The sequence below is a fragment of the Streptomyces flavotricini genome (assembly GCF_020639365.1).
GTDB classification, from domain to species: Bacteria; Actinomycetota; Actinomycetes; order Streptomycetales; family Streptomycetaceae; genus Streptomyces; species Streptomyces flavotricini.
Window position 1 is genome coordinate 1 of the sequence record NZ_JAINUL010000008.1, and the last position, 7,813, is coordinate 7,813.

Genomic DNA, 7,813 nt, shown 5'->3' on the forward strand with positions numbered 1-7,813 from the left:
CGCGGGGCGGTTTCACGACTCGCCGAGCTCACCCTCAGGAGCCCGGGAGCCTGCGCCACGTCGTCGGACGAGCGAAGTCCGGCCATCCGGTGCTGTGTTCAAGCCGTGTGCGGCGCTGATAATTCGGGAACCGACTCGTCACTCCGAACGCGCATGCCAGAGTTACTGGCGCTCCGTCAGGAGCGATCCGCACACTCGCCGCCGGCCCCGGACCGCACGGTCCGGGGCCGGCGACGTTCCATGCCTGGAAGGGGAACGGTGGCAGCTCAGGACTCCCTGCTCAAGAAGTACGGGGACCGGTCGTACCGGCACGTGACGATGACGCGGCACCAGGGCACCACGATCGCGTTCGCGATGGACGCCGCCCGCCGGATCGTCTACACCGTGCTGGACCTGTCCGGCCCGGCGGACAAGGGAGAGGTGGACTCGGCGTACTGGAGCGACAACCCGGCCGAGGTGGCTTTCCCTCGGGAGATCGCCGAGGTGGGGTACGCGGTGGTCGGCGCGACGGCGATGCCGACGGTGAAGCGGGGCGGGGCGGAGGCCGGTGCCGACGAGCGGCCGGCCGCCGCGGAGATCGACCCGTTCCTGTCCAGCACGGCCCGGCTGACCGCCGATGCTCCGTTCCACGTGATATCCGACGGCACGTACGTGGTGATCCTGCGCCAGTCGGTCGGCGGGACGCACCAGGACGCGGTGTACAAGCTGACCGGCGGCGGCAGCTCGGGGGATCCGTCCCGCACTGACTACGTGCTCAGCGCCGCGAAGAAGGTGCCCCTGGTCCGCGACACCCTGCTCGTCGACCGGTTCGTGTTGGTGGACGGCAAGCTGAAGCCGGTGCTGGAGGTGCGCTTCAAGCGCTCCCGGCACGCGACCCGCCCGGAGTCGGCCAAGGACAGCCTGGGCACCGAGGACATGGAGGGCCGCCCGTTCCACGAGCCGACCCAGGAGCTGTCCTTCGTCAAGAACCTGACCCAGGGCCGGTTCGCCGCCGTCCTGGTGCCGACCGCGGTGGCCAACGTGCAGCGCTGGCAGCTGTTCGCGCACAACGACGCCACCGGCCGCGTCGACAGCTTCAACATCGAGCAGGGCACCCAGGGGCTGTTCAACACCCAGGGCACCCGCTTCTGGACCAGCCCCGACCCGGCCTACCGGGACTCGGTGTTCGAGCGCAGCCCCGGCACCTGCCCCTTCACCGGCCGCGAACTGGTCCCGGTGACCGGCAGCGAGGGGCACGCGGAGACCGCGCTGCGCCTCGACGGCGTCGATGCCCACCTCGACCTGGGCGACCGGGCACCGCTGCACTTCGGCGGGAAGCCCTACTCGATCGAGGCGTGGGTCAAGCCCGCCGCCCTAGAGGGCCCGGTGCTGGGCCGCGGCGGGGAGTACCTGCTCGGGGTGGACGCCAACGGCGCGGTGTTCCTCACCCACGACGGCGCGCCGGCCACGCTCACCTCCACCGAGACGCTCACGGCGGACACCTGGGCCCACGTCGCCGCCACCTTCGACGGCACCACGGCGAAGCTGTACGTCAACGGCAGACCGGCCGGCAGCGCGGCGCTGCCATTCACGCCGCTCACCGGCGTGCACACCCTGGTCGGCAAGCAGAGCTCCGGCGGCGCCGACAGCTTCTTCGACGGCGACATGGACGAGCTGCGGATCTGGAACCGGGTGCGCTCGGCGGCCGAACTCACCACGGACCTGAACAACCGGCTGATCGGCAACGAGCCGGGCCTGGTGGCCTACTACCGCTTCGACGAGGGCACCGGCACCACCGCCCACGACCAGAGCGACCACGCCGGGCACGCCACGCTCGTGGGCAACGCGCGGTGGACCGGCTCGGACGCCCCGGTCGGCGACCACCCCGGGGTGCGGCGCGACAGCTTCACCCTCAAGGGCCGCTCGGTGGTCTCCGGCATGTCGGCCCTGCTCTACCACCAGCAGGAGAACGTCGTCGCGGGCTACCGCGCCGACCCCAAGCCCGCCAAGCGGCAGGCCCGGGTGATGCTGGCCTTCGCCGCCAAGTACGGCCAGGAACCCGCCGTGGCCACCCTGGACTTCGCCGTCGGCCGCGACGGCCGGCTGGCCCAGGTGCCGGACGTGCTGGACCCGCAGGTACTCAAGCGCCCGACGAAGGGACAGGACTCGGAGCAGGTCAGCACCCTGCAGCAGTTGGTCAAGCGGCTGGAGCCGGAGGTCGCCGCCATCGAAGCGGACATCGCCCGGCTGAAGGGCGCCGCCGGGCGGCTGGCCGAGTACCAGGCGGATTACGACCGGCTCAAGCCCGGGTTCGACCTCCTGGAGCAGCAGTATTTCGCCGAGAAGGACCTGGTGACTTCCTGGATCTACAACATCGAGCTCAAGACCCCGCGGGTGGTGCCCGGCGGTACGCTGCAGTGGCTCGGCGGCGCCGACAGCCAGGCGGAGAGCGGCGCTGTGTTCGTCGTCGACAGCGTCTTCACGTCCTGGAGGTTCGACGCCGTCGGCGAGATCCAGGACGGCAGGCCCTGCTACTGGCTGGTCTCCCACCGGTTCAACAAGGACGTCCGCGTCGTGGGTAACTCGACCTCGGAGAACGCCCAGCTGTACCTGCGCCCCCGCGACCCGGGCAACCGGGCCGCACAGTTCCAGCTGGTCACCGAGGGCGACTGCGTCCGCCTCGTCAACCGGGCGAGCCGACTCGCGATCGGCTCCCCCTCCACGTACCAGTACGCCCAGGTGCTCCAGTCGAGCGAGTGCCTCAAGGCCGAGACGGGCCTGTTCCGGATGACCCAGGTGGCCATGCGGTCGGGAGTCGACCAGCGCTACTTCGCGGCCAAGGCGCAGATGGATCCCGCGCGCGAAAGGCTCCAGGAGGCGCGCAAGGCCCAGCAGCGCATCGCGGAGCTGCAGATCAACCTGACCGCCAAGCAGACCGAACTCGCCGACGCCCGGACCCAGCTGGCCAAGCTGTCGGGCGCACTCCAGGGCGACGACGACCTCACGGTCGCGATGCCGCTGCTCGCGGTGGACACCACCGGCCTGAGCCTGACCGGCGGCCTGCTGGAGTTCGCCCGGGGCACCGACCGGCCCGCGCTCCTGGACAGCGGCACCGGCAACCTCGTGCTGTACTTCCGCGGCGCCGACGACCAGTTCTTCGCCGCGTACTACGACACTGCCGTCCTGCGCGGCACCCGGACGCTCACCGCCGACACCGGCACGCTCGTCTTCCTCGCCCGGGACCCGGCCGTCCCCCTGGACAGCGCCACGATCACCGTCAGCGACGGCGACGCGCCCGGCCGCTGCGACCTGACCGTAACCGTCGGCGCGGACACCGAGACTTGGCGCTCCCTGCCGCGCAAGGCCGAGCAGATGGCCGCCGCACTGGCCGGCAGCCCCGGCCGCCCGGTGACGCTGGGCGCGGTCGCCCGGGTGACGGGAAGCACCGTGGAACTCACCACGCCCACCACCGTCGCCGTCCCGGCCAAGGCCCACCTGCAGATCGGCGGCAACGGCTACGCCGTGGCCACCGACGCCCCGATCGGCGCCAAGTCGCTGGAGCTGACGGCGAAGAACGTCACGGCCAAGCCCGGCGACAAGGTGAGCCTGGTCGGCTACGACTGGGCCAGGGCGCAGTCCACCCGCCCCGGGGTGCTGCTCTCCGCCGGCTCCCGCCTGGTCACGCTGAACACGGGCGGGGTCGAATCCGTGCCCAACGGCACCGCCAAAGCCGCGGTCACCGGGCGCGGCTGCCGCTGGCGGGCCGAGATGCCCGGCCGGGCGTTCCTGTTCGACGGCAAGGAGCAGTACCTGACCCTGCCCGCCGGCAAGCAGCAGAACATCGCCCCGACCGGCGACCTGAGCCTGGAGGCGTGGGTCAACCCCGAGGCCGGAGGGGGCCGGATCCTCCACGCCAGGACGGACACATCCGGCTACTCCCTGGCGCTCACCCCGGCCGCCCTGCCGGCCTGGCAGTTCGCCGGCGGCACCAAAGCCCAGCTGACTGCCTCGCTCGACCTGGCGAACCGGGACTTCACCATCGAGCTGTGGGCCAAGCGCAACCAGTCCCGGGGCCGCGTCGAGCCGCTGCTGTTCCACGGCGCGACGGACGGCCGGGTCGACCAATCCCTGCACCTGTGGTTCCACCCCGACGAGACCTTCTACTTCTCGCTGTACGGCGACGACATGAAGACCACCCAGGCCTACCCGGACCTGGAGTGGCACCACTGGGCCGCTGTGTACAAGCACGCCACCCGCGAGCAGATCCTCTACCGGGACGGCGTCGAGGTCGCCCGCCGCACCACCACCGGGGCCTACACCGGCAACGGCCCGCTGATCCTGGGCCACTTCCCCTTCAACGGCGACTACCTCGACGGCCAGATCGACGAGGTCCGGGTCTTCGGCCGGGCCCGTACCAAGCAGGAGATCTCCGCCGAGCGCCACCGGCGCCTCTCCGGCCGGGAACCCGGCCTGCTGGGCTACTGGACCTTCCCCGGCACGAGCGGCCCGGCCTCGCCGATCAAGGGCTACCAGGTGACCGCCCGGGTGGGCGACCGAGTGCTGAAGTCGGCCGAGCGCTTCCCCTGCAACGAGTGGGCGCACCTCGCCGCCACCTTCACCCAGTCCTGGGCGCTGAACCTGGACGGCGGCGAGGGCCTGGCGGTGGCCGCACAACCCGCGCTGGACGTGCTGGAGGACCTCACCGTCGAGGCGTTCGTCCGCATCGACAAGCTGGGCACCCCCATCGGCCTGCTCTCCAAGGGCACGGTCGTCGACGGCGGCCGGGACGGCGTCCCGTACCAGCTCGGTGTCCGGGCCGACGGCCTGGTGGAGTTCGCCTTCGCCGAGGCGAACGGCAAACCCGTCCGCTACACCTCCGACCGGGCCGTCACGCCCGACGCGTTCCAGCGCATCACCGTGGTGCGGGAGCGTCGCAAGCCCGCGGTCTCCACCACCGCCCAGACGACCACGAACGCGGTCCAGCCGGAGCAGGAGATCCGCTTCTACCTCGACGGCGGCGCGGTCGGCAGCCACGTGTACACCGGCCCCGGCGCGCAGTCCAACACCAGCGAGGCTGTGATCGGCCGCGGCCTGACCGGTGTGCTGTGCGAGCTGCGGCTGTGGAACTCCGCCCGGCCGCAGGCCCGGCTCGGACTGCCGGTCACCTCGCGTGAGAAGGGGCTGCTGGCACGTTGGGCGTTCAACGAGAACGCCGGCAACGTCACCCTCGACGTGTCTGGCACCTTCCCGGCGAAGCTGCGCGGCGCCCGCTGGACCCGTGACGTCGACCCCCTGGCCAGCCCGCTGCGGCTGTACCGCAACGGCGAGCAGCTGGCCGAGGGCACCGTCACCGCGCAGGACACCGCCGCTGCCTGGGGCGATCCCCAACTCACCCTGGGCGCGAAGCTGGAGGGTGGCAAGCCGGCCGACCCGCTCACCGGCACGCTGGAGGAGGTCCGCATCTGGCGCACCGTCCGCACCCAGGAGCAGATCCAGGACAACCTGTTCACCCGCCTGCGCGGGGAGAAGCAGGACCTGCTCGGCTACTGGCCGTTCGACCGGGACTCCACCGAGCCCGGCACCACGTCGGTGCGGGACGAGGGCCTGCGCGGCAACAACCTGGGCTTCTCCGCCAAGCGGCCGCGTGTCCTGCTCTCCACCGCGCCCGTCTCCACCGACACCGCTCAGGTCCGCTCGGCCCTCGCCGACGTCCGCACCCCCTTCCACGACACCATCGCCGGTGCCCCCGCCGTCACCGAGTACGCCGACCTCCAGTTCGACGCCAAGGGCGAGGCGCTCGGCGTGCTCAAGCGCTGCTACGGCTTCGTCCGGGACGGCCGCTGGCACCTGGTCACCGGCTACAAGGTCGGCGGCCTGACCACCGAGTGGGTCGGCCAGGCCCAGTTCGACCCGCAGCTCGTCGGCTTCGTCGAGGGCGCCCCACCGGTGCCCTCGGAGAACCTCACCGACAAGGCCGACGGCTTCCCCGGCGCCTCCTCGGTGGAGTTCACCGAGGCCGACCAGGTGGTGCGCAGCCTCTCCTCCAGCAAGACCCGCAGCGTCAACGCCGCCTTCAACTTCACCTTCGGCGTCGAGACCGACGCCAGCGTCCTGACGATCACCGCCCCGCTCGGCTTCGGCACCGCGCAGCCACTGGCCGAGGGCCAGATGAAGATCGGCGCGAAGGGCAGCCTGGAGTTCGCCAACACCTGGAGCACCGACACCAAGGTCAGCCAGGGCAAGAACACCGCCCGTAGGACGAAGCTGGCCCTGACCGGGTACACCGAGGACGCGGCCAAGGTGCTGAACAGCGCCGTCGGCCGCCGGTACGTGCCAGCCAACACCGGCACCGCCCTGGTCCAGTCCCAGACCGCCGACGTCTTCGCGCTGCGCCTGGCGCACACCGGAGCCCTGGTCGCCTACCGGATGCTGCCCAACCCAGACATCCCGCTGGACTGGAACATCATCCACTTCCCGATCAACCCCCGCTACACCAAGCAGGGCACCCTGGACGGCGCGGTCGGCTTCGACGACCGCGGCAAGGTCCTCGACCCCGACTACACCACCGCCACCGCGTACGGCGAGTACAGCTACTTCAAACCGCGCGACGCCTACGCGCTCAAGCGCCGCATCACCCGCGACCAGCAGCGCCTGGAAGCCTTCTACGAGTCGGTCTCCACCGAGACCAACCATGCGGACCCGACCGAGGGCCGGGCACAGTCGGTGCTGCGCTCGATGGGAGTCTCCGGCGGGCAGCAGGAGACCGGCCGCAGCACGTCCGGCAGCGCGGCCGCGACCGGCTTCTCGCACCGCGACCTGGTCAACACCTACGTCTGGACGGCCCAAGGCGGCTTCTTCGCCGAAAGCACCGATGCCACCGACGCCGTCAGCGAGACCACCTCCGGCTCGTACAGCTTCAGCGGCTCGTTCGGGGGGACCTTCGAAGGCAGCTTCGGCGCCCTCGGCCTCGGATGGTTCGGCAGCCTCGACGCCTCCGTGGGCGGCGGCTTCAGCGTCACCAGGGCCAAGGGCAAGGACGCGTCCCGCTCCTTCGGCCTCGACGTCCAGTGCGCGCCCTCCGGCGACCTCCAGCGCCGCGACAGCAACGGCAAGCCGGTCTACGACGTCGCCGGCAAACCCGTGCTGGTGCCCGGCAAGGTCGACGCCTACCGCTTCCTCACCTTCTACCTCGGCGAGACCAGCGCCAACTTCGACGACTTCTACCACAAGGTGGTCGACCCGACCTGGCTGCAGGGCAGCGACGCTCCTGACGCCGCCGCCCTCCGCCAGGCCCGGCAGAACTCCGCCAAGCCCCCGTGCTGGCGCATCCTGCACCGGGTCACCTACATCAGCCGCGTCCTCGCCCCCGTCCCACCGCTCGGCGCACCGCCGCTGGAGAAGGCAATGCGCGCAGAGAACATCGACAGCAACTACGAACTGATCAAGCGCCTCGAACCGTACGTCCGCCCCGCCGCCACCACCACCGGCGCCCTCGCCGCCGCCACCCGGGAGGTCCTCGCGACCCAGCTGCCCGAACTCCTTCCGCACGCGCCCGAGATCATTGACTACCTCACCCGCTACTTCGGCATGGAGAACTGACTCCAGCCCGGCCCTCCGCCACTCCGGAGGGCCGGGCCCGCCTCGTCGGCACCGCCCGGCAGCAAGGCAACAGGTCCGCCAACGGCACCCGCCTTGCCCACGGACGGACGACCGCCCGGCCGGCCGACTGCTCGGACAGACTCTCCAGCCCGGGCGGCACGGTGCTGACCGCGACCGGGGCCCACCGCACCAGTTCACAAGATCAGCGACAGAGTCCCTCAATGAGTACGCGGAC

Annotated in this window: 1 protein-coding gene; it reads left to right on the top strand. The window is 71.3% G+C overall.

Annotated elements, in window-relative coordinates; genetic code table 11:
* The first annotated feature begins 258 nt into the window (after positions 1-258).
* Entirely contained in the window at positions 259-7,578 is a 7,320-nt protein-coding gene (locus K7B10_RS40070) for a laminin G domain-containing protein (RefSeq protein WP_229345901.1), read from the top strand.
* Positions 7,579-7,813: the final 235 nt, after the last annotated feature.